This is a genomic window from Acidimicrobiia bacterium (assembly GCA_041394025.1).
Taxonomy (GTDB): Bacteria; Actinomycetota; Acidimicrobiia; order IMCC26256; family JAOSJL01; genus JAOSJL01.
The window spans coordinates 219,757-241,215 of the sequence record JAWKJA010000004.1 but is presented as its reverse complement, the minus strand read 5'-3'; the positions used below and the strand labels follow the sequence as shown (position 1 = coordinate 241,215).

Genomic DNA, 21,459 nt, shown 5'->3' with positions numbered 1-21,459 from the left:
CTAGCGTTGACCGCATGGCGAGCGAATCCCCACTGGTCGGGGTCATCATGGGCAGCGACTCCGACCTGGAGGTCATGCAGGCGGCAATCGACGCTCTCGCCGAGTTCGACGTCGCCCATGAGGTCCGCGTGGTCTCCGCCCACCGGACGCCCGATGTCATGACCGACTACGCCACCACGGCGTCCGAACGCGGCCTGAAGGTGATCATCGCCGGCGCGGGCGGCGCTGCTCACCTCCCCGGCATGACGGCGTCGATGACGACGCTCCCCGTGATCGGCGTCCCCGTGCCGCTCCGCCAACTCGACGGGCTCGACTCCCTGCTCTCGATCGTGCAGATGCCCGCCGGCGTTCCCGTGGCGACGGTCGCCGTCGGCAACGCCCGCAACGCCGGCCTGCTCGCGGTGCAGATCCTCGCCACATCCGACGTGGCTCTTTGCGAACGACTCGAGCGGTTCCGCGCGGACCTGGCCGAGAGCGTCGCCGCCAAGGACCAACGGGTCCGCACCGACACGGCCTGAGCGGCGCCCGGCGAGCAACCGTGGCGGTGTCCTACTCGGTCGTCGTGATCGACTCCATCACGTCGAGCTTCGACGCACGTCGGGCCGGAAAGATCGCTGCGACCACACCGGCCACTGCCGCGACGAGCACGATGAAGGCCAACTGGAGAACGGGAACGGAGAAGACCTCGAATCCTGTGTCTCTGATCGCCTGGAAGATGGCAAAACCGAAGAAGAGGCTCACGACGAGGCCGATCAGCGTTCCCATGATGCTGATGATCACCGACTCCCACCGGATCGTCGTGCGGACCTGTGAACGCGTCATCCCGACGGCCCGGAGAAGCCCGATCTCACGTGTGCGCTCGAAGATCGACAAGGCCAGCGAGTTGGCGATCCCCAGCAGTGCGATGATCACGGCGAGAGCGAGGAGGGCGAAGATCACAATGAGGATCTGGTTGATCTGATCCGTGATCGACTTCTTGAGCTCGGTCTGGTCCTGCACCTCACCGTTGGGAGCGACCTCGAACACGGTCGCCTCGAGTTGCTCCCGCGCCTCCTCCAGATCGACGTCGTCCGCGTAGTTCACATACACCTGGATGTCGACCTGTTGGGACGGATCGAAGTTTTCCTCGAATCCCGAGATGGGAATCGTCCAGGTACCGGCGGGCTCCGGCTCGTCGTAGATCGCGACGATGGTGAGGTCCTGCTCGCCGGTGCGTGCGAAGTTGACCGTCACCGTGTCGCCGAGGTCCCAGCCCTTCTCCTCGGCCTTGTCGCGCAGCACGAAGATGTCGCCGGGCCCGGCCCCCTCGATGGCGCCCTCGGAGACGCCGACATCGAACAGCGAGTTGATGGTGGCAGGATCCACGGCGGTGACCTGAACCGGCGAGTCGTCGATCTCCGCGGCACCCACGCGGATTCCCGAAACGGCCTTCACCTCGTTTCCTGCTCCGTCGTCGACGGTCTCGACCCCGGGAAGTTGCCGGATCTCATCGGCGAGCTCGGGCGGCAGGCCCCCGAACCCGAAGGACCCACTGTCGACGCCGAAGTCGGCGAGAAACGCCTTGTCGATTACAGCTCCGATCGACGCGGTCGCCGAACTGGCGAAGATCGTGATGAACCCGACCAGTCCGACACCGATGATGAGGGCCGCGGCCGTGGCGGAGGTTCGCTTGGGATTCCGCATGGCGTTGGCGCGTGCCAGGGTCCCGGGTGTGCCGCGGAATCGACGTACCGGTGCACCCAGCGCGCTGGAGAGTGGACGCGCCATCAGAGGGCCGAGCACGATGACGCCGAGGAAGACGACCACGGCCCCGACGCCCACGAGTGCGATGGAGTTTCCGGCGTCGGTGAACAGACCGATCGCCAGCGTGAGGGCTCCGAGCACCACGACACCGACACCCCAGGCAACACGTGCGACCGATCGCCCCGACGTGTCGACCGAGACGTCGCGCAACGCAGCGATCGGGGGAACCGCGGCGGCCTTGCGGGCGGGCACGAAGGCCGAGACCAGCGTGATCAACGTGCCGACCACCAACGAAGCGACGATGGTGCGGACGCCGATCACCGTGTTCGTCGATGACAGGTCGAATCCCAACGCCGCCAGAGCACTCTGGAGCACGTCGGCGAGAACGATTCCGGCACCGAGGCCGAGCGCCGACGCGAGGAGCCCGACGATCAGCGCCTCCCCCATGACCGAGAGGAGAACCTGGCGGCGGTCGGCTCCCACGGCCCGCAGCAGCGCCATCTCGCGCGTTCGCTGCGCCACGATGATCGAGAAGGTGTTGTAGATGATGAAGACACCGACGAAGAGCGCCACTCCCGCAAAGACCAGGAGAAAGGTGTTGAAGAACCCGAGCTGATCGGCGATGTCGTTCTGATCCTCCTCGGTGAGCTGCTCGCCGGTGAGGACCTCGAGATCGAGCTTCAGCTCGGCGACACCTTCTGACACCTCCTGACTTCCGAGTTTCCCAGCGACCTTCGATATCCCCGCGACAACACCCGCCCTGACCTCCAAGGAGCGCGAGATGTTGTCGACGAGCTCCTCCTGCGACACACCGTCGTCGGCAACGACTCGCACGTCGAAGTAGCTGTCGCCGTAGCCCATGACCTGCTGTGCCACGTCGGTCGCCCAGGCCGTCATGGAGGAACCGGCCGGGGAGTCGACAGAGCCGAACGTCACGATTCCGACGAGTTCGTAGGTGCCGGTGCCGACGGCTGTGGTGACGATGACGTCGTCACCCACCTTCAGGTCCTCGGCGTCGGCGCTGGCCTTGTCGACGACGATCTCACACCTGTCGCAGTAGGTGTCGACGGGTGTGAGTGGCGCCGAATCGCCGGTTTCGGCGGCAGGGGCTGACGCCGCTTCCGTGGCGGCCGCGGTGTCGGCGTCGAAGCCCTCGCTCGTCGGTGCCTCGCCCTCGACGAGGCGGAGCGGGTTGAGCGCCTCCACCGTCGGCCAGTTGAAGCCGAGTGCGGGTGGTCCATTGCCGCCGCGGCGCCGCCCGAGCCCCCCTTCACCCTCCTCGATCTGCTTCTCGACCTCTTCGGGCGTGCCGATGATCGTGGCGATCCCCGCCACGTTCCCCTCGGCGGTCTTCACGCCGTCGATCGCGGCCATCTCATCGGCAACGGTCGCGGGGATCGGGCTCCGGACCGCCTGACCGAACTGGTCTTCGAACTCCGACTTCTCACGCACGACGGCATCGGTTCCGGCGTTGGCGCTGGCAAAGAGGTCGTCGAAGGCCTGGCCCACGGTGTCGGTCAGAACGAGCGTGCCGGCCATGAACGCAACGCCGAGGAACACGGCGAGCGCCGTGAGCACGAAACGCAGCTTGTGGGCCAGGAGGCCGTTGAGGGTCGTCTTCCACATGGCGGTTGGTCGCGTCGCTCGGAGGCCGGTCGCGTCGGCTGCGGGCTCTCTACTCGCCGAAGCGCTTCATGCGCTCGATGACCCTGTCGGCCGTCGGATCGCTCATCTCGTCGACGATCCGACCGTCCTCGAGGTAGAGGACACGGTCGGCGTGCGCGGCTGCGTTGGGGTCGTGCGTGACCATCACGACGGTCTGATCGAAGTCGTCGACGGCCTGACGCATGAAGCCGAGAACCTGCGCACCCGACTTGGAGTCGAGGTTCCCCGTCGGTTCGTCGGCGAAGACCAGATCGGGGCGGCTGGCCAGCGCGCGGGCGACGGCCACGCGTTGCTGTTGTCCACCGGACAGCTCGGACGGACGGTGTGTGAGACGGTCGGTGAGTCCGACGGTGTCGACGACCGTGTCGACCCACTCCTGGTCGGGCTTTCTGCCCGCCAGCGACATCGGCAGCGTGATGTTCTCGATGGCGTTGAGCGTGGGAACGAGGTTGTAAGCCTGGAACACGAAGCCCAGGCGGTCACGCCGCAGTTTCGTGAGGTCTTTCTCCGACAGGTCGGTGATCTCGACGTCGCCGAGATAGATCGTGCCGCTCGTGAGGTCGTCGAGACCCGCCATGCAGTGCATGAGCGTGGACTTGCCCGAGCCCGACGGCCCCATGATCGCCGTGAATCGTTGTGGCTCGAACTCGACGTCGACACCGTCGAGGGCACGCACCTCGGCCTCTCCGGAACCGTAGACCTTGTGCAGGCCGATCCCGCGAGCGGCGGGAGCGCCGGTCGGTGCGGGCGCGGGTGGAGGAACGGTCGTGGTCATGGGATCTCCCGGCTGAGAGGGTCCCCCGCAGGCTAGCGATCGGGGCCGGGTGCCTGTTGATCCGAGGTGACGTCGTCGATGTCATCTGACCCCTCAGGGCTCGTCGCCTCCTCGAGGTCCTGCTGGTCGCGTGAGCGTCGGCTCAGCGGTGCCGGGTCGTCGAAGTCTCGTGCCGGCGGAAGCCCCTGCTCCAGAGGCGGCGGCTCGACGTCGCGACGCCCGAGCCAGACGAACCACGCGAGAGCGAACACGAACGCACCCATCGACACCAACGCGCTGAGGCGGAGCCCGAAGAACTCGTTGGCCGGGTCGATGCGCAGGTTCTCCCACACGAAGCGCCCGGCGGTGTAGAGGGCGAGCAGTGCTGCCGCCGACTGTCCCCGACGGAACCGGAAGCGTCGCTCTGCCCAGATGACAAAGCCGACGATGATCAGATTCCACAATGCCTCGTAGAGGAACGTCGGGTGGAACGTGGCGTGATCCTGGAAGCCCGCGGGGCGGTGGAACTCGTCGATCTCGAGGCCCCACGGCAGATCGGTCGGGCGGCCGAACAGCTCCTGGTTGAACCAGTTGCCCCACCGGCCGATGGCCTGAGCCACGAAGACGCCGGGAGCGACAGCATCCATCATTCGGAGCGCGTCGAGGCCACGCCGATGAGCCAGCACGATGATCGTGATCGCGCCGGCCAACAGCCAGCCCCAACTCCCCAGACCTCCGTCCCAGATCTTGAAGGCGTCGATGACGCCGTCGAAACCGCGGCCGTTGTAGAGCTGGATGTCGCTGACGACGTGGTAGATGCGAGAGCCAATGACGCCCCACACGACGATCCACACGGCCATGTCGCCGAAGGTCTCGTCGCGCCCTCCCATGCGCCGCCAGCGCCGGTCGGCGATGAAGTAGGCGACGACGACGCCGAGGGCGATCATCAGCCCGTAGGCGTGGAACGGCCCGATGCGGTTCGACGACGGGCTGGGGATAGATGCGATCAGGTCCACTGCCGTACCTCGACGGTTCGGTGTGCGCCCACGACGGCCCCTTGCACGGGCCTGACCCTATCGGTGAGGCCACGGGAACCCTGCGTCGCGCCCTCCACTTCCGTTCAAATTCCGGGGCCCCCGCTGCCGATGGACAGGTCATGGCGGGCGTCAGGGCGGTGCTGATCGTCGTGGGGGTCGGGGCTCTGCTCGGCGTCGGCTGTCTCCCGGAGCCGCCCACCGATCCGCCGCCACCCGCCACCTCGACGACCACCGCGGCGCCGGGGCCCGGGGGGTGGTCACAGAACGGCCCGCTCGGCGACTGCCCCGTGTTCCCTGCCGACAACGCCTGGAACACCCGCGTCGACGACGCACCCGTCCATCCCGACAGTGCCGCGATCCTGGCTTTCATCCGCGGCCACGGCGGCGACCACCTCCACCCCGACTTCGGGGGAGACGGCGCCTACGGGATCCCCTACGTCACGGTGCCCGGAACGCAACCACCCGTTCCCATCACCTTCACGGCCTACGGCGACGAGAGCGACCCGGGCCCGTATCCGGTCCCGCTCGGAGCCCCCGTCGAAGGGGGAAGTGACCGCCACGTCCTCGCCGTCGACCGTGACGGCTGCCGGCTCTACGAGCTCTACCGCTCCTTCCCGACGGCAACGGGCTGGGAGGCCGACTCCGGCGCGACCTGGGATCTCCGCTCGAACGACCTGCGTCCTGCGGGGTGGACATCCGCCGACGCGGCCGGCCTCCCGATCTTCCCCGGACTCGTCCGTTTCGACGAGGTCGCCTCCGGAGAGATCGACCACGCGCTGCGCGTCACGTTCTCGACGACGCGTCGTGCCTACATCGACCCGGCGCGGCACTGGGCGTCGTCGGTGACGGACCCTGCGGCGCCCCCGATGGGGCTTCGGCTGCGCCTTCGTGCCGACTTCGACCGCTCCGGCTACAGCGGCCAGGCCCGCGTGGTTCTCGACGCGCTGGCGACGTACGGGATGCTCGTCGCCGACAACGGCTCGAACTGGTTCGTGACCGGGGCCGCCGACCCACGGTGGGACGACGACGACCTCGCTCAGCTCAAGGCTGTTCCGGGCTCGGCGTTCGAAGTCGTCGATACGGGAGCACCGGTCACCTTCTGACGCCGTGGTGATGCGTCTACTTCACCAGACGGGACATCCGCCGGTCGGCCAGAACCTTCCCGCCGGTCTGGCACGCCGGGCAGTAGGTGACCTCGTGGCTCTCGTAGGAGACGCGCCGGAGCCCCTCGCCGCACGTGGGGCACGGCGTGCCGTAGCGGCCGTGGACGGTGAAGTTCTCGGAGAGCTTCGGTGGCAGGCCGCCCGACCTCGTCCGTTCCGCCTCGAGAGCGGCGTCGATCGTGGCGAGCGTGGCATCGAGGAGGCGTTTCCTCTCGTCGTCGCCGAGCTTGGGGAGTGCCGTGTACGGCGAGAGGCGCGCGCGGTGCAGGATGTCGTCGGACAGACCGCGCCCGATGCCAGCCACCGTTCGCTGGTCGCGCAGCCACGTGTGCACGCGTCGTGTGTCGCCACCACCGAGCACGAACGCCGCGAACTCGTCGGAGCGCGGGTCGGGCCCGAGCTTCTCGAGCGGGCCCGGGTCTCCCTCGGCCAGTACCCACCACCCCGCCTTGCGCTCGGTGCCGTACTCGCGCAACAGGATTCCCGTCGTTGCGCCGAAGACGAGTCGGACGACCGCCGCCTTCGGGCGGGTCCTCTTCGGCGGCTCCTCGAGAACGATCCGACCACCTTGGGAGAGGTGCACGAGGATCCGCCCGCCGTCGAAATCGAAGACGAGGTACTTCCCGGTGCTGCCGACGCTGCGGAGCCCCTTCCCGATGAAGGTGTGGGGGGGTGGCTCGACCGTCTTGAGGCCGCTGAATCCGACCGGGTCGACCGCCGTGAGCTCCTGGCCGCCCAACAGGGTGTCGAGGCGCTCCGAGAGGGCCTGGACCACCGGCAGCTCGGGCATGGCTTGCGACGTTAACCCGTGGAAGCAGCAGTGGCGCCCGGTGGCCGGCGGTGCCGGAAATCCCCCGAATGGGTCAACCCGTGGCCGCATCGTGCCGAAGAAGGTACGGACCCCACACGAGGAGGACCCGTGTTCTCGAGGAAGAAGACTGACAAGCCGGACTCCCCGGACGGCGGAAGGACGGAAGCGACGACGACGAGGTCGTCTCCGTCGAGGAGGTCTTCGCCGAGCACACACCGCAGTCACCCGACGAGTTGTCGGACCGCGTGCCTCGGGGCCGCGCTGCGATTCTCCATCCCGAAGAGGACGCCTGGTCCGCTACCTGAACCACGCCGCGTGCGCGCCAGACTGCACCGGTGGTCGCAACCTCACGTGATTGCCCCGACGCCCTCGTCGTCGGGGCCGGGCCCAACGGGCTCGCGGCTGCGATCGAGCTCGCACGCTCCGGACGGTCTGTTCGCGTTTTCGACAGCGCGTCCGAGCCGGGTGGTGGGACGCGCTCGGCGGAACTGACCCTCCCCGGGTACGTCCACGACGTCTGCTCGGCCGTTCACCCCTTCGGGATCGCGTCACGGTTCTTTCGCAAGCTCCCACTGCATGAGCACGGCCTCGAGTGGGTGCATCCAGACCTGCCCACGGCCCATCCACTCGACGGTGGGCGTGCCGCGGCGGTCGGGCGCTCGCTCCACGACACCGCCGAGGGTTTCGGGGAGGGAGCCGCGTCGTGGCGGAGTGTCGTCGGCCCGACCGTCCGGAACTGGGCGAAGGTCCTGCCTGCGATCACCGCTCCGGTGCTGCGGATCCCGCACAACCCTGTGGCTCTGGCGCGTTTCGGCCTTCCTGCACTACTCCCGGCGTCACGACTCGTCGCGCGCCTCCGCGGTGATGAGGCCCGCGCCGCCTTCGCCGGAATGGCGGCACACGCCGCGGTGCCGCTGGAGAGGCCGCTGACGGCGTCGTTCGGCCTCGCTCTCGCCGCGTCGGCACACACCGAGGGGTGGCCGGTCGTCCGCGGCGGGTCCGGTGCCCTGGCATCTGCGCTCGTGTCGTACCTGGAGTCCCTCGGTGGTGTGGTCGAGACCGACCGGCATGTCGCGAGCCTCGACGACCTGCCCCGGGCACGCGCCGTTCTGCTCGATGTGTCGCCCGCCGGGCTGCTGTCGCTCGCGTCGGACCGGCTTCCGCGCCGGTATGTGAAGAAGCTCGAGAGCGCGCCGTACGGTCCCGGCGTCTGCAAGGTCGACTACGCGCTCACCGGGCCTGTTCCGTGGGATGCAGTCCCCGCCCGCCGGGCCGGCACCGTGCACGTGGGCGGGACCTTCGAGGAGGTCGCTACCGCCGAGGCGGAGGTGGCACTCGGCCGGCACCCGGAACGGCCCTTCGTGCTCGTCGCGCAGCCCAGCGTTTTCGACGACACCCGTGCGCCCACGGGACGGCACACGTTGTGGGCCTACTGCCACGTGCCGAACGGGTCGACGGTCGACATGACGGGCGCCATCGAAGCGCAGATCGAGCGCTTCGCCCCGGGCTTCGGTGACCTCGTGGCGGCCCGGCACACGCGCACCGCCGCCGAGTACGCGCGCTACAACCCGAACTTCGTGGGCGGCGACATCGCCACCGGTTCGAACAGCGGGCTCCGGGCGGTGTTTCGCCCGACCGTGGGTACCGACCCGTACCGCACACCTGCTGAGGGAATCTACCTGTGCTCCGCTGCCACGCCGCCCGGCGGCGGCGCGCACGGCATGTGCGGCTACTGGGCGGCGCGCTCTGCCTTACGGCATTCGCTGTGACTCAGCACCTACCGCCCCAGGGGCCCTTGCCCTGCCACTGGTAGAGGGTCCAGGCCATGTCGTCCTGGTCGTAGGCGGAGGCGTTCGAGGGCAGCACACCGACGAGATCCGGGCGTCCGGCGTGGTTCGCCGCGGCGTTCCACGTGGACGGCAGGAACTGATAGGCGCCGTAGAAGCCGTTGCCGGTGTTGATGGCGTAGTTGCCGCCCGATTCGCGCTGGCGCGTGCACACGAGGAACGGGTGGTTGTGTTGCGGGTGCGTCCCGCCGCCGCCTCCACCACCGCCTCCGCCGCCGACGGCCGGCGGCGTGGGTGCGGGCGCCGGGGTGCTGGCGGGAGCAGGGGCGGAGGTGGTGGGCGGTGCGGCCTCGGCGCGCGAGGTTCGCTCCCGCTCGGCTTCGGCCGCGGCGAGGCGGGCCTGCTCGGCGGCGCGCTCCGACTCGAGGGTGGCGTAGTCGCTCTGGGCCTCGTCGAGCGCGCGCTGGAGGTCGGCTTCCTCGGCTTCGAGGCTCTCCAGGTTCTCGGCGGCCTCGGCCCGTGCGTCCTCGAGATCCTCGCGTCGTCTCTCGAGGTCCTCGGTGACCTCTCGGAGGTCATCGAAGGCGTCCTGGTTGACGTCGTGTGCCGACTCGAGCAGCTCGGCCCGGCGGGCAGCCGTCAGGACACCGTCGCTGTCGACGTCGAAGACCGCATCGGTGCCGGCGCCGCGGTTCGTGTAGGCGGTGGCGGCCCGCTCACGGGCGATGTCGCGGACCTCCTCGGCCTCGGCCTCGGCCGAGGCGATCTCCTCTTCGATCGTGGCGATCTCGGCGTCGAGCTCCTCGCCCCGGTTGAGGGCGTCGAAGTAGCGCTCGGCGACGTCGTCGGCCCGGGCCTGCGCGTCGGCCAGGCGCTGCTCGGCGGCGACGAGGGGATCCTCCTGCGACGACGCCGGTGCGGCGGCCACCAACCCGGCGGCGAGGGCCGCCGAGAGCAGGACGCCGACCAGGCGGCGGTGCCCGCGCGTCTGCGTCCGGAGTGGTGGTGTGTTCGGTCGGCCGTGACGGTCCACCGTGGGGGCTTCCTCCGCGTTCGTCGTTGAACGTGTCGTCGTGTCGATCAGGTTGTCCCGCGCGTCGAACCGAACCTCAATCCCAGGGAAGGTGAGCGGATGTACCGACGTGCGGTGTGCTCAAGTCACGAAGCTAGGAGGGTCGCCTCACGCCGGGCAAACAGTTCGGGCCCCGTGCACCCCGCGACCCTGTGGAAAGAACCGGTTATCCGCCCGTGACCAGCGGTTCCGTGAATCCGAAATTCTTTCCCGAGATTCGACGGTTTGTCCGGTTTCCGGGCCCGACGGGACCCGATCACACGACCACGCCCGAGAGGGCCGCGGCGAACCGTTCCAGTTCCCCGACCATGTCGGGGCCACCCGGCGCGAACAGCACCTCCGTGACGCCACTCGCCCCGGCCGCTTCGGCGCGTGCCGCGACGGCGTCAGATGTTCCCGTCCATGTGAGGTCGGTGATCGCGTCGGCGTCGATGAGTGGCCGGTCGCGTTCGGTCACGGTCACGAGATGGTCCGCATGGAGGTCGAGATGTCGCGTCTCGGCGGGGAGCGCGTCGATCGAGGCCGACCACTCCTCTCCGTTCGGGAACAGAGCCGCCGAGTCGGCTTCGTAGGCGCCGTGGTACAGCGCGACGAAACCCGGACCGACCGCCTCGACGGCACGTTCGGAGTCGGCGGGCTCCTTGTCGGCCAGAACCGTCCCGAACGTGAGCGCGGCGCACCAGTCGAACCCGGGTTGGCCGGCACCGATCGTCATGACGCCGTCGCCGAGCTCCTTCGCGACCTCCAGGCCCTTCGGGCCGTTGGCCGCCACGAGCACGGGAACGTCGGCGGCCGGGGCGGTGAAGCCGTCGGGGTGCATGAGCCGCACCCGGGCGCCGTCGACCTCGGCGGCCCCGCCCGCCAGGAGCGCCCGGAGGGCCCGGACGTACTCCTCGACCTCCCGCCACGGAAGGGCACGCTGCCCGAGCGCCATGCGCCCGGTGAAGCCCGTTCCGACCGCAACGACGGCACGCCCGGGCGCCAGCGTCTCGAGGGTCGCCACCGCGGCGGCCTGCGTGACGACGTGGCGCAGCGACGGCACGAGCACCGCGGGGCCGACGCCGACACGGTGGGTGCTCTCCGCGACCCGGGCCGCCGCGACCCAGACATCGTGGTAGAAGACCGGCGAGTCCGACAGCCAGACGCGCGAGTAGCCCGCCGCCTCGGCCGCCCGGGCCTGTTCCACGATTCCGGGCCCGGGAAGAAGCATGCAGGAGAGGTCCATGGCGCAGCACGCTACCGGCGCACGCTTCGCCGAGGCAGATGCGAGACTGCCCTGTCGATGCTGCTCTTCGTCACCGGCGCAGTGGCCGGGCTCGTGATGGGTTTCGTGCTCGAGCGAGGGCAACTCTGCTTCCACGCCACCTGGTCGGGACTGCTCGCGCACCACTACGGGCTCGCCCGCGCCTGGTTGCTCGGCGTGATGATCGGAGTGGTCGGGCTCGCGACGATCTACTCGCTCGATGCGTGGCCTCAGCTCAACGACGGGCTGGCCTTTCGTCCGGCCCGCAACATCGCGGGCGGCCTCATCATCGGTGTGGGAATGGTCATCGCCGTCACGTGCGCGTCGGGTCTCTTCTTCAAGCTGGGCGCCGGGATGCTCGGCGCGCTGGTCGGTGTGGCCGGGTGGACGCTCGGCGACGGGTGGGTCGGTGCACCCGTGCGCGACACGATCTCCGACACCACGGTGCTCGAGGGAGGATCCGCGGCCACGATCCCGGGGTGGCTCGGCGTGAACCGCTGGTTCGTCGTCGTTCCGGTCGTGGCCGTCGTGATCGGGCTGCTCTTCGGATGGCGCGGGGCGTCGCGCGACCGGCCCGGGCGTGCATCGCAGTTGGCGTGGCCGCCGACGGGCGTGGGTCTGGGCGTCGCACTCGTGGCGGGGTGGGCACTGGCCGGCATCGGCGACGGGGGTTTCGGGCCGAGCACGGTCGGGACCGTCTCGCGCTGGGTCGACGGCAACCCGAGCTGGTGGATCATCGGCTTCGTCGGATTCATCGTGGTCGGGTCGGCCATCGCGGCGGGAACGTCGGGCGCCACCTGGGTGCGCGGCGAGACCCTGCCCCGCTACGCCGGACTCGGGCTGGGGGGACTGCTCCTGGGTGTCGGCGGCCAGGTGGGTGGCGGGTGCAATCTCGGCCACGGGCTGTCGGGTGTGGCACAGCTCAACGTGTCGTCGTGGGTGGTCGTGGCGTCGGTGATCGTGGGGATCGCCGTCACCCGGGCGGTGTGGAAGACCGTCGCCCGCTCCGTGCCGCGACCCGTGGAGTGGGGTCCCGCAGCGTCCTGACGCTTCGCTCCCCGCTCTCGGCGCCTCCGGCGCCAGGCCGCTCGGGCCCCGGCTCGGGCACCGCAGGATACCTGCGGCGCTCATCCTCGCCTTCGCTGACGCTTCGCTCCCCGCTCTCGGCGCCTCCGGCGCCAGGCCGCTCGGGCCCCGGCTCGGGCACCGCAGGATACCTGCGGCGCTCATCCTCGCCTTCGCTGACGCTTCGCTCCCGCTCCGGCGCCTCCGGCGCCAGGCCGCTCGGGCCCCGGCTCGGGCACCGCAGGATACCTGCGGCGCTCATCCTCGCCTTCGGTAGGGTCACGGGCATGACGATCCTGAATCCCGGCACCGAGGACTTCGGGTCCTTCGATGACACGACGCGCCGGTTCCTCAGCGAGACGGTTCGCTTCTTCGAGGACAAGGGCAAGGCCCGGCTCAAGGAGGACGACCGAGAGCGGACCTGGTACGCCGACTTCCTCGACTTCCAGAAGAAGCGCGGCGCTTTCGCCGCCACGCTGACCCCGACCGGCTACGGCGCCGACGACGCACGGTGGGACACGCGTCGCAACAACGCGTTCGCCGAGATCCTCGGCTTCTACGGGCTCGCCTACTGGTACACGTGGCAGGTGTCGGTGCTCGGCCTCGGCCCGATCTGGATGAGTGGGAGCGAGGCGGCGAAGAGCCGGGCGGCGGAACTGCTCGAGGACGGCGCCATCTTCGCGTTCGGGCTGTCGGAGCGCGAGCACGGCGCCGACGTCTACTCCACCGACATGGTTCTCACATCCACCGGCGACGGCACCTACAGCGCGTCGGGCGGCAAGTACTACATCGGCAACGCGAACCAGGCCGCGATGGTGTCGGTGTTCGGGCGCATCGAAGGCACCGATGACTACGTCTTCTTCATCGCCGACTCCCAGCACGAGCGCTTCCGGCTTATCCGCAATGTCTGCAACAGCCAGTCGTACGTCGGCCAGTTCGAGCTCGACGACTACCCCGTGACTGACCACGACATCATCCACCGGGGCGACGACGCGTGGAACGCGGCTCTCAACACCGTCAACATCGGGAAGTTCAACCTCGGGTGGGCGTCGATCGGCATCTGCACGCACGCCTTCTACGAGTCGATCACCCATGCGGCGAACCGGCACCTCTACGGGATGACGGTCACCGACTTCCCACACGTGCAGAGCCTCTTGGTCGACGCCTATGCGCGGCTCGCCGCCATGCGCATGGTGGCGTCGCGTGCCACCGACTACCTGCGGACGGCCTCCGACGACGACCGCCGCTACCTCCTCTACAACCCCATCGTGAAGATGAAGGTCACGACCGAGGGGGAGCGGGTCATCGACGCGTTGTGGGACGTCATCGCCGCCAAGGGGTTCGAGGCCGACATGTACTTCGAGATGGCGGCACGCGACATCCGTGCACTCCCCAAGCTCGAGGGGACCGTGCACGTGAACGTTGCGCTCATCGCCAAGTTCATGAAGAACTACTTCGGCGAGCCCGACGAGTCGCTCCCCGAGATCAGCCCTCAGCACGGCCCCGACAACGACGGCTACCTGTTCCGTCAGGCGCCGACCCGCGGCCTGGGGAAGATCCGGTTCCCCGAGTGGCGGTCGGTGTTCGCCGACTCCAGCCTCCCGACCATGCAGTGCTTCGCCGGCCAAGCGGATGAGCTCGCGTCGCTCCTGGCGACGTGCCCACCCGACGATGCACAGAAGGCCGATCCCGACTTCCTGCTCAGCGTGGGCGAGATCTTCACGCTCGTCGTCTACGGCCGGCTCGTCCTCGAGCAGGCGTCGCTCACGGAGGCGAGCGATGACCTCGTGGGCCAGATCGTCGACGTCCTCGTGCGCGATGTCGCGGCCGCCGCTCTCACGCTCCATCAGAAGCCCGCTGCCACCGAGGCGCAGCAGGACCGCTGCCGGGCGATGATGGTGCGCCCGCCCGTCGACCCGGAGCGCTTCGACCGCGTGTGGGCCGACGTTCTCGCCCTCGACGGCGCCTACGTGATGCCCGACTGATCTGTGGTTTGGTGGTTGGCTTCGGAGAGCGTGACGACGAGACCGTCGCGGTAGGTGACGCTGTTGGTGCGCAGCGACGGGACCCGTGGCCCGGGAGTGAGGATGCCGACCAGGTTGAGCGGATCCGCGCCCGACACGGTGACCTCGGTGCCGTCGCGCTCGCTGCGTCGTACACGGCGGAGGGAGTCGAGCGCCTCGGGGAGCGCGTACTGCTCGCCCACGAAACCGGTGACGAAGCGGCCGCCGCGGATGAGCCCGCGCGCCTCGAGGCGCCGAAAGGCCCACACGATCTCACGCCACGGCACGGCCAGGTGCTCCCGCGCGACGAGGTCGCGGAACACGACACCCCACCGGGCGAGGAGTTGCTCGGCGACGGCCTCGGCCAGGTCGTCGGGATCGTCGACGACACCTGCCGGGGGAAGGAGCGACCAGCGACCCTCGGCACCCGCGTCGCGGGATGCTCCCCGGCGCAGCCCGCGACGCCCGCGGCCGGAGCGCCCACCCCCGCGCTGACGGCGGTTCCACCGCTCCCGGGCCGACAGCAGCGACCGCACGGCGTGGAAACCGTCGGCCGTGATCAGGCCGCGCGCGACTCCGTCCCAGAGCGCCTCCTCGATCTCCACCGGAAGGCGCCCCGTGTGGGCGACGAGCTCGCTGTGGAAGAGAGCGCCGTACTCCCTCAGAGCATCCAGGACCTCGCGGGTCCGTCCCTCCTCGGGGACAAGGGGCTCCGTGTCACCGCGGGCAGCCCGGAGAAGCCACGGGAGGTCGCCACGCAGCACGAAGCTCACCGGCGTGGCACGCGACGGCGTGGCACCGGCACGTCGCGGTTCGTCGGGATCCTCGATACGTGGTGCGAGCCTGCCCCAGGTGAGCTCGCCCGACAGGCAGAGCTCGTCGGTCCAGGCAGGCCGATAGTCGGCGACACGGGTGGACAGGACCGACTCCTCCCAGGCACCGGCGGCCAGCTCGCAACCCTGGAGCTGCTCCATCACCGCGAGCAGGCCACGCCGGCCCTCGCGCTTCGTGTCGGGAGTGGCGTGCTGCCACCGGAACAGGAAACGGAGGAAGTCCTGCGCGGTGACCGGTTCGATCTCGCTGCGTAGGCGCTTGCGCGTGTAGGCGTGGATCCGCGCCAGGAGTCGCCGGGCGCACCACTGCTCCGGAACATCAGCGTCCGGACCAGATGCAGCGGGGGGAGTGAGCGCAGGGTCGAACGAGCCGCGCAACGCGAAACCTTCGTCCTCGAGGACGAGCAGCGCCGCGTCGATCTCTGCCGTACTCAGGCCGGTGGCCTCCGCGAGCCCGCCGACGGTGACCGGCCCGGCGGTGTCGAGCGCGCCGCGCACGATCGCTGCATGCACCTCTCCGGCATCAGGTGCCTCCGACGGGCGCAGCGCACCGGGAACCGGAGCATCAGGATCGAAGACGGGGTCGCTGTAGGCGGCCTCCACCGCCGGGCGTCGTTCGGTGGCGACCCAGAGCGTGCCGGATCCTGCCTCGAGTCGCGTCGCCCGACCGCGCTCGACCAACGCGGTGAAGTGCTCCTCCCACTCGGAGTCGGGACGAAGTGCCACGGCGCCGAGCAGGACGTCGTGGAGCTCGTCGGGATCACGCGGCACGGGTCGAGCCTCGTGGCGCACACGCTCGATGGCGTCGGGGTCCAGCTTGCCGAGCTCCGACGCGTCGACCGGGAGGCCGCGACGCAGCTGCACCGCGCGGGTGCGGCGTTCCTCCAACGGCGCGTCGTCGAGGAAGGTGTAGGGGCGGCCGTTGAGGATCTCGTGGCTGAGCGGCGACGGTTCGGTGACGTCGAGGCAGTGGACGTCGATGTCACCCGAGCGCAGCGCCGCCACGACGTCGCGGAGGCCGTCGACATCCATGGCCTCGTGGAGCGCGTCGTGGACGGTCTGGCGGACGATGGCGTGGTCGGGGATCTCGACGGGGCCGGTGACGTTCTCCTGGCATGCGGCGAGGCGGGGGAAGATCGCCGCCATCAGGTCGTCGGACTCCATGCGTTGGATCGGCGGCGGGTTCCTCCTCCCGCCCTTGAAACGCAGAACCGCCAGCGACCGGTTCAGGTTCCAGCGCCACCGCGCCGTGAACATCGGCGACACCAGGACCGCCTGGGCGAGAACATCCTCCACGGTGTTGGGGTGCAGGAAGTGCGCGACGTCCTCCAGGGGGAAGCTGTGCTGCGGCCCGAGCGACAGCACGACGGCGTCGTCGTTCGCAGCGGCCTGGAGCTCGAAGTCGAACGACGTACAGAAGCGCTTCCGCAGAGCGAGGCCGAGGCCCCGGTTGATGCGCCCTCCGAAGGGCGCGTGCACGACGAGCTGCATGCCTCCGCTGTCGTCGAAGAAACGCTCGAAGACAACCGCGTTCTCGGTGGGGAGCCTTCCGAGCACCGCGCGACTCGTGGCGAGGTACGTGACGATGAGCCTCGCAGCGTCGTCGCCGAGGCCGGCGACATCACACAGCCATGTGCGTGCGCCATCGGAGTCGCCGGCCACGAGCCGCTCCTCCACCCCGGCGCGCAGCGCCGAGACCTCCGACGAGAGCTCCTCGGTGCGGGCGGGTGCCTCACCAAGCCAGAAGGGAACGGTGGGTGGGGCGCCGTGGGCGTCGACGACCCGTACCGTTCCCGGCTCGATGCGCCGGATCCGCCACGACGTGCTGCCCAGGAGGAACACGTCGCCCGCCATGCTCTCTGTCGCCCAGTCCTCGTTGACCGTGCCGACGAAGGTGTCGTCGGGATCGGCGACGACCCGGTAGTCGGCGAGCTCGGGAATCGCCCCTCCCGACGTGAGGGCCGCCAGCCGCGCGCCCCGACGGCCGCGCAGCTCGCCGTTCACCCGGTCGCGATGGACGTAGTGCGCGCGCAGTCCCCGGCCCGTGGGGATGCCCTCGGAGAGGATCTCGAGGATCTCGTCGAAGTCGTCGCGGGTCAGCTCGCCGAACGGAGCCGCCCCCCGGAACAGGTCGAAGAGGTCGTCCTCCCGCCATTCCTCGGCGGCCACCTCGGCCACGATCTGCTGGGCGAGGATGTCGAGGGGCGCCACCGGGGGGTGCAGGGCGTCGAGCCGACCGGCGCGCACCCCCGCGAGCAGTGCTGCGCACTCGACGAGCTCGTCACGCGTCAAGGGATAGAGGCGTCCCTTGGGTGTTCCGCCGCGGCTGTGGCCGGAGCGCCCGACACGTTGGAGGAACGTGGCGAGCGAGCGGGGCGACCCGATCTGGCAGACAAGCTCCACCGGGCCGATGTCGATCCCGAGCTCGAGCGATGCCGTGGCAACGAGTGCCCGGAGGTCGCCCGCCCGGAGGCGGCCCTCCACCCGGGTCCGCCGGTCCTTGGAGAGGCTGCCGTGGTGGGACGCGACCTGCTCCTCTCCGAGGCGTTCGGCAAGGAGGTGCGCGATTCGCTCGGCCATCCGTCGGGTGTTCACGAACACGAGAGTCGTGCGGTGGGCGAGGACGTGCTCGGCGATCGTGTCGAGGATCTCCCCGAGCTGCTCGGCGGCGGCCACCGCCTCGAGCTCCCCCTGGGGGAGCTCGATGGCGAGGTCGAGCGATCGCTGGTGTCCCTCGTCGACCACGGTGCAGCGCGGCGAGCCGTCGGGGTTCGTGCGTTCGGGCCCCGCACCCACGAGGAACCGGGACACGACGCTGAGGGGGCGTTGCGTGGCCGACAGCCCGATCCGCTGAGGCCGATGGCCGCTCACGTGCTCCAGCCGCTCGAGCGTGAGCGCCAGGTGCGACCCGCGCTTGTCGCGTACTACGGCATGGATCTCGTCGACGACGACCGTGTCGACAGAGCGGAGGTTCTCCCGACTGCGCTCGGCCGTGACCATGAGATACAGCGATTCGGGTGTCGTGACGAGAATGGTGGGCGGATTCTTGACCATCGCCGCCCGCTGCGACGGTGTGGTGTCGCCGGTGCGGACGCCCACGGTGATGGGCGCAGGATCGAGACCGAGCTCGCGCGCGACGTCGGCGATCTCGGCGAGGGGCTCTTCGAGGTTCTGATGGATGTCGACCGCCAGCGCCTTGAGCGGGGAGGCGTAGACGACCCGTGTGAGATCGACCGACTCGCCCGAGTCGTGCGCTCGGTAGAGGGCGTCGATGCACACGAGGAAGGCCGCGAGTGTCTTGCCGGATCCCGTGGGTGCCGCGATGAGCGTGTCGCCGCCCCCGGCGATCGCCGGCCACCCGCGCTCCTGCGCACCCGTGGGTCCCTCCGGGAAACGCCGCTCGAACCACGTGCGCACGGCAGGGTGACGGACACCGAGACGTTCGAGATCCTGACGCGGCGCGGCCGCGGTGGTCACCGGCACACGATCTTCTGCATCGGAGGTCCTCGTCGGTACTCGAACGCACGTTCGGTTCGAGGCTACCGTACGATTCCGCGGGTCGACCAGCGCCGGGGGGAGCCCAACCGTGCACCACGACCTCGAGGGGCTCAGCGCGATCGTCACCGGTGCCAGCCAGGGGCTCGGCCGCGAGATCGCAGGCGCCCTGGCCGAGCGGGGTGCACAGGTTGTCCTGGCAGCGCGGCGGCGGGAGCTGCTCGAGACGGCCGTCGACGAGATCGAAAGCAACGGGGGTCGGGCGATCGCCGTACCGGCCGACCTCGCCGACACGGCGGGGATCCGGCTTCTCATCGACGCAGCGACGAGCGCCTACGGCACGGTCGACATCCTGGTCAACAACGCTGCCGACGAAGGCCCGGTGCGGCGTTGAGCGCGCTGACCGAGGACGATCTCCGTTGTTCCCTCGACGTCAACCTGCTGGCCCCCTGGCGTCTGGCCCAAGGGGTCCTGCCGGGCATGACCGAGCGGGAGTACGGCCGGATCATCAACATGATGGGGCCCATTCCCGAGAACCCCGCACCACTCCACTGTGTCGTGGGTGCCACCAAGGGAGCGCTTCTCGGATTCACGCGATCACTCGCTGCCGAGGTCGCCCCGCTCGGAATCACGGTGAACGCACTGTGCGCCGGTGCCATCCACGGAACCGAGATGAGCGACCGGATGCTCGGGAGCTTCGCCGACGTCACTGGTGGCACGACGGATCAGCTCCTCGACGAGATGCGCGCCCGGTCACCACAGCTCCGTCTCCAGGAACTCGACGAGGTGGCGGCGGTCGCAGCGTTTCTCGCCTCGCCGGCGGCAGGTTCGATCACGGCTCAGAGCGTCAAGGCCTGTGGCGGGATGTTCGTCTGACGCCCGGCCGGGCGCTGACGTCACTCGCTCGACTCTTCGCCTGTCAACGCGTCGAGCATTGCCGTACAGCGGCGGACGAAGGCCGCCGGTCGTTCCGCGAAGAGGAAGTGCCCGGCGGCGTCCAGCAGTTCGACGTGGCGGCCGTGGTCCTCCGCGAAAGCCGTCCGCTCGCGCTGGAAGCGACGGAAATGCCCTCCCGCGCCCAGGAGGTAGGCGGCGGGCATCGCCGCGCACTCGGCCGGGGCACCGGCTTCACCGTCGAACCGACGGATGTGGAGCAGCCCGCCGACGCGGTTGTGCCCCTTGCGCAGAGGGGCCGTGTAGCGGTCGAGGATCTCGTCGTCCACCCAGCTCGGATCATCGGCGAGCGTCCGCAGCAGGTAGCGCGCCCCGCGCCGAAGTCCGCGCCGGCCGCCCGCGGCGAGCATCGCCCTCCCGATGCCCGGAAGGCGGGCGACCTTGTGCATCGCAAGACCGGTCCCCATTGCCCGGTACCGGTCGGCCGGAAAGGTCTCTGCCAGGACGGCGGCGCGGAACCGTCCGGGCTCGACCGTCGAGATCGCCTGTAGCTGCGTACCCGCCACGCAGTGGCCCACGGCCAACGCGTCGGAGACGTCGAGATGCTCAACGGTCGCACGCAGCGCGCCGAGGTGAGCGTTCCACCGGTAGTCGAAACCGGGTCCGGCATCCGAGTACCCGAACCCGGGCTGCTCCACGATGACGACCTCGTGCTCCTGCGCGAAGCCTTCGAACGCCTCGGTCCAGAGCTCCAAAGGATCGCCGCAGTCGACGACGACGACGAGCGGCGGCCCGTCACCCGCGCGCCACACACGTACCCGCGCTCCCTGCGCGTCGATGAACTCCTCCGTGGCCTCGGCCGGCGCTCTCGTCGGCATCGTTCTCCTCCCCGCCGGAATCGGAGGAGGCGTCAGCCCCCTCGATCCGTGTGTCGTCCAGCCCGGGTCGTCTCACCAGCCGACCGGTGGAGCCGCTCCACGTCCTCCAGCGTCGGCAACGAGGAGCTCGCTCCCTCCACGGTCACCGCAAGGGCACCCGCCGCAGCGGCGTATTCCAGCGCCGCTCGACGTGTGTCGCCGCGGGCGATACCTGCGGCGAACGCCCCGCAGAATGCGTCTCCGGCCGCCGTGGCGTCGACGGCATCCACGTCGTACGGACGCACCAACTCGGATCGACCGCCGACGTGATAGATCGCGCCCCGGTCCCCGAGAGTGATCACGACCTCCCCGATGCCCCGTCGGGCCAGCGCCAGCGCGGCCTCCTCCGCGTCCGCGACCTCTCGCACACTCGTCGACGTGAGGATCTCTGCCTCCGTCTCGTTGGGCATCACGACGTCGACGTCGAGAAGAAGCTCGTCGGACAGTTGTCGCGCCGGCGCGGGGTTCAGGATGGTCATGGTGCCCGCGCTCGTCGCGATACGCAGTGCGTGAGCCACCGACTCGATCGGGATCTCGAGTTGCACGAGAAGGACGTCGGCGGCGGCGATCACGTCGGCGCACGCGTCGATGTGCGCGGGCGTGAGCTCCGTGTTGGCGAGCGGCACCGCGATGATCGCGTTGTCGCCTGCTCCGTCCACCACGATGTGGGCGACACCTGTTTGTGTCTGCTCGGACCGGAGGATGTGCCCGGTGTCGACCTGATCGGCCCGGAGCGTGTCGAGAACCTGATCGCCGAGCAGGTCGCGTCCGACGCATCCGATCATCGACGTGCGCGCTCCCTGGCGAGCTGCGGCGATCGCCTGGTTCCCACCCTTGCCTCCGGGAACCATCGTGAAGGCGTCACCGACCAGCGTCTCGCCCACACGCGGGAACCGTCCTGCGAACGCCGTGAAGTCCATCGCGAGACTTCCGACGACGGCGACGGCGCCAGCCGGGTCACGTCCCATCGGTGACCC

16 protein-coding genes are annotated in these 21,459 nt (G+C 69.7%); 7 read left to right on the top strand and 9 right to left on the bottom strand.

Features of this window, described 5'->3' with window-relative positions; genetic code table 11:
* Window positions 1-14 precede the first annotated feature (14 nt).
* Complete coding sequence (gene purE / locus R3A49_12710; GenBank protein ID MEZ5171588.1) at window positions 15-518, top strand: 5-(carboxyamino)imidazole ribonucleotide mutase; 504 nt, start codon at window positions 15-17, stop codon at window positions 516-518.
* A 31-nt stretch (window positions 519-549) separates the two neighbouring features.
* Here the strand turns inward: purE and R3A49_12705 are convergent, their stop codons facing one another.
* Genes R3A49_12705 through lgt form a run of 3 tightly spaced genes read right to left on the bottom strand, consistent with a single transcriptional unit; the run spans window position 550 to window position 5,178 of the window.
* Complete coding sequence (locus tag R3A49_12705; protein ID MEZ5171587.1) at window positions 550-3,369, bottom strand: FtsX-like permease family protein; 2,820 nt, start codon at window positions 3,367-3,369, stop codon at window positions 550-552.
* 49 nt (window positions 3,370-3,418) lie between these two features.
* Window positions 3,419-4,183 carry an ABC transporter ATP-binding protein gene (locus R3A49_12700; protein ID MEZ5171586.1) on the bottom strand — a complete coding sequence of 255 codons (765 nt, stop codon included), beginning with the start codon at window positions 4,181-4,183 and terminating at the stop codon, window positions 3,419-3,421.
* A gap of 32 nt (window positions 4,184-4,215) precedes the next feature.
* Entirely contained in the window at window positions 4,216-5,178 is a 963-nt protein-coding gene (gene lgt / locus R3A49_12695) for a prolipoprotein diacylglyceryl transferase (protein ID MEZ5171585.1), read from the bottom strand.
* Between the two features lie 140 nt (window positions 5,179-5,318).
* On the opposite strand from lgt, the gene R3A49_12690 reads away from it, so the two are divergent.
* Window positions 5,319-6,302: a hypothetical protein gene (locus tag R3A49_12690; GenBank protein ID MEZ5171584.1), complete on the top strand. Its 984-nt coding sequence runs from the start codon at window positions 5,319-5,321 to the stop codon at window positions 6,300-6,302.
* Window positions 6,303-6,318: 16 nt separating this feature from the next.
* On the opposite strand, the gene R3A49_12685 is transcribed toward R3A49_12690, so the two are convergent.
* Window positions 6,319-7,152, bottom strand: a complete 834-nt coding sequence (locus R3A49_12685; GenBank protein MEZ5171583.1) for a DNA-formamidopyrimidine glycosylase family protein — start codon at window positions 7,150-7,152, stop codon at window positions 6,319-6,321.
* A 356-nt stretch (window positions 7,153-7,508) separates the two neighbouring features.
* Here R3A49_12685 and R3A49_12680 point away from each other — a divergent pair, with 356 nt between their 5' ends.
* A complete protein-coding gene (locus tag R3A49_12680) occupies window positions 7,509-8,942 on the top strand; it encodes an NAD(P)/FAD-dependent oxidoreductase (protein MEZ5171582.1) in 1,434 nt (477 codons plus the stop codon).
* A 1-nt stretch (window position 8,943) separates the two neighbouring features.
* Here the strand turns inward: R3A49_12680 and R3A49_12675 are convergent, their stop codons facing one another.
* Together R3A49_12675 and R3A49_12670 are read right to left on the bottom strand one after the other, a co-directional pair.
* Window positions 8,944-9,993 carry a transglycosylase family protein gene (locus tag R3A49_12675; GenBank protein ID MEZ5171581.1) on the bottom strand — a complete coding sequence of 350 codons (1,050 nt, stop codon included), beginning with the start codon at window positions 9,991-9,993 and terminating at the stop codon, window positions 8,944-8,946.
* A 295-nt stretch (window positions 9,994-10,288) separates the two neighbouring features.
* On the bottom strand, window positions 10,289-11,257 hold the full coding sequence (locus R3A49_12670; GenBank protein MEZ5171580.1) for an LLM class flavin-dependent oxidoreductase: 969 nt from the start codon (window positions 11,255-11,257) through the stop codon (window positions 10,289-10,291).
* Window positions 11,258-11,314: 57 nt separating this feature from the next.
* On the opposite strand from R3A49_12670, the gene R3A49_12665 reads away from it, so the two are divergent.
* Both R3A49_12665 and R3A49_12660 read left to right on the top strand, forming a co-directional pair.
* Window positions 11,315-12,322 carry a YeeE/YedE thiosulfate transporter family protein gene (locus R3A49_12665; protein ID MEZ5171579.1) on the top strand — a complete coding sequence of 336 codons (1,008 nt, stop codon included), beginning with the start codon at window positions 11,315-11,317 and terminating at the stop codon, window positions 12,320-12,322.
* Window positions 12,323-12,627: 305 nt separating this feature from the next.
* Window positions 12,628-14,325: an acyl-CoA dehydrogenase gene (locus tag R3A49_12660; GenBank protein ID MEZ5171578.1), complete on the top strand. Its 1,698-nt coding sequence runs from the start codon at window positions 12,628-12,630 to the stop codon at window positions 14,323-14,325.
* Here the strand turns inward: R3A49_12660 and R3A49_12655 are convergent.
* Window positions 14,307-18,653 carry a DEAD/DEAH box helicase gene (locus tag R3A49_12655; protein ID MEZ5171577.1) on the bottom strand — a complete coding sequence of 1,449 codons (4,347 nt, stop codon included), beginning with the start codon at window positions 18,651-18,653 and terminating at the stop codon, window positions 14,307-14,309. The two genes, R3A49_12660 and R3A49_12655, sit on opposite strands and share 19 nt — an antisense overlap.
* Window positions 18,654-18,762: 109 nt before the next feature.
* Between R3A49_12655 and R3A49_12650 the strand changes: the two genes are divergently transcribed.
* Together R3A49_12650 and R3A49_12645 are read left to right on the top strand one after the other, a co-directional pair.
* Window positions 18,763-19,065 carry an SDR family NAD(P)-dependent oxidoreductase gene (locus tag R3A49_12650; GenBank protein ID MEZ5171576.1) on the top strand — a complete coding sequence of 101 codons (303 nt, stop codon included), beginning with the start codon at window positions 18,763-18,765 and terminating at the stop codon, window positions 19,063-19,065.
* On the top strand, window positions 19,062-19,547 hold the full coding sequence (locus R3A49_12645; protein ID MEZ5171575.1) for an SDR family oxidoreductase: 486 nt from the start codon (window positions 19,062-19,064) through the stop codon (window positions 19,545-19,547). The genes R3A49_12650 and R3A49_12645 overlap by 4 nt, the downstream gene beginning before the upstream one ends.
* A 20-nt stretch (window positions 19,548-19,567) precedes the next feature.
* Here R3A49_12645 and R3A49_12640 read toward each other — a convergent pair whose 3' ends face one another.
* Both R3A49_12640 and rbsK read right to left on the bottom strand, forming a co-directional pair.
* Complete coding sequence (locus R3A49_12640; GenBank protein ID MEZ5171574.1) at window positions 19,568-20,443, bottom strand: alpha/beta hydrolase; 876 nt, start codon at window positions 20,441-20,443, stop codon at window positions 19,568-19,570.
* Window positions 20,444-20,475: 32 nt separating this feature from the next.
* Window positions 20,476-21,450 carry a ribokinase gene (gene rbsK, locus R3A49_12635; protein MEZ5171573.1) on the bottom strand — a complete coding sequence of 325 codons (975 nt, stop codon included), beginning with the start codon at window positions 21,448-21,450 and terminating at the stop codon, window positions 20,476-20,478.
* Window positions 21,451-21,459 lie beyond the last annotated feature (9 nt).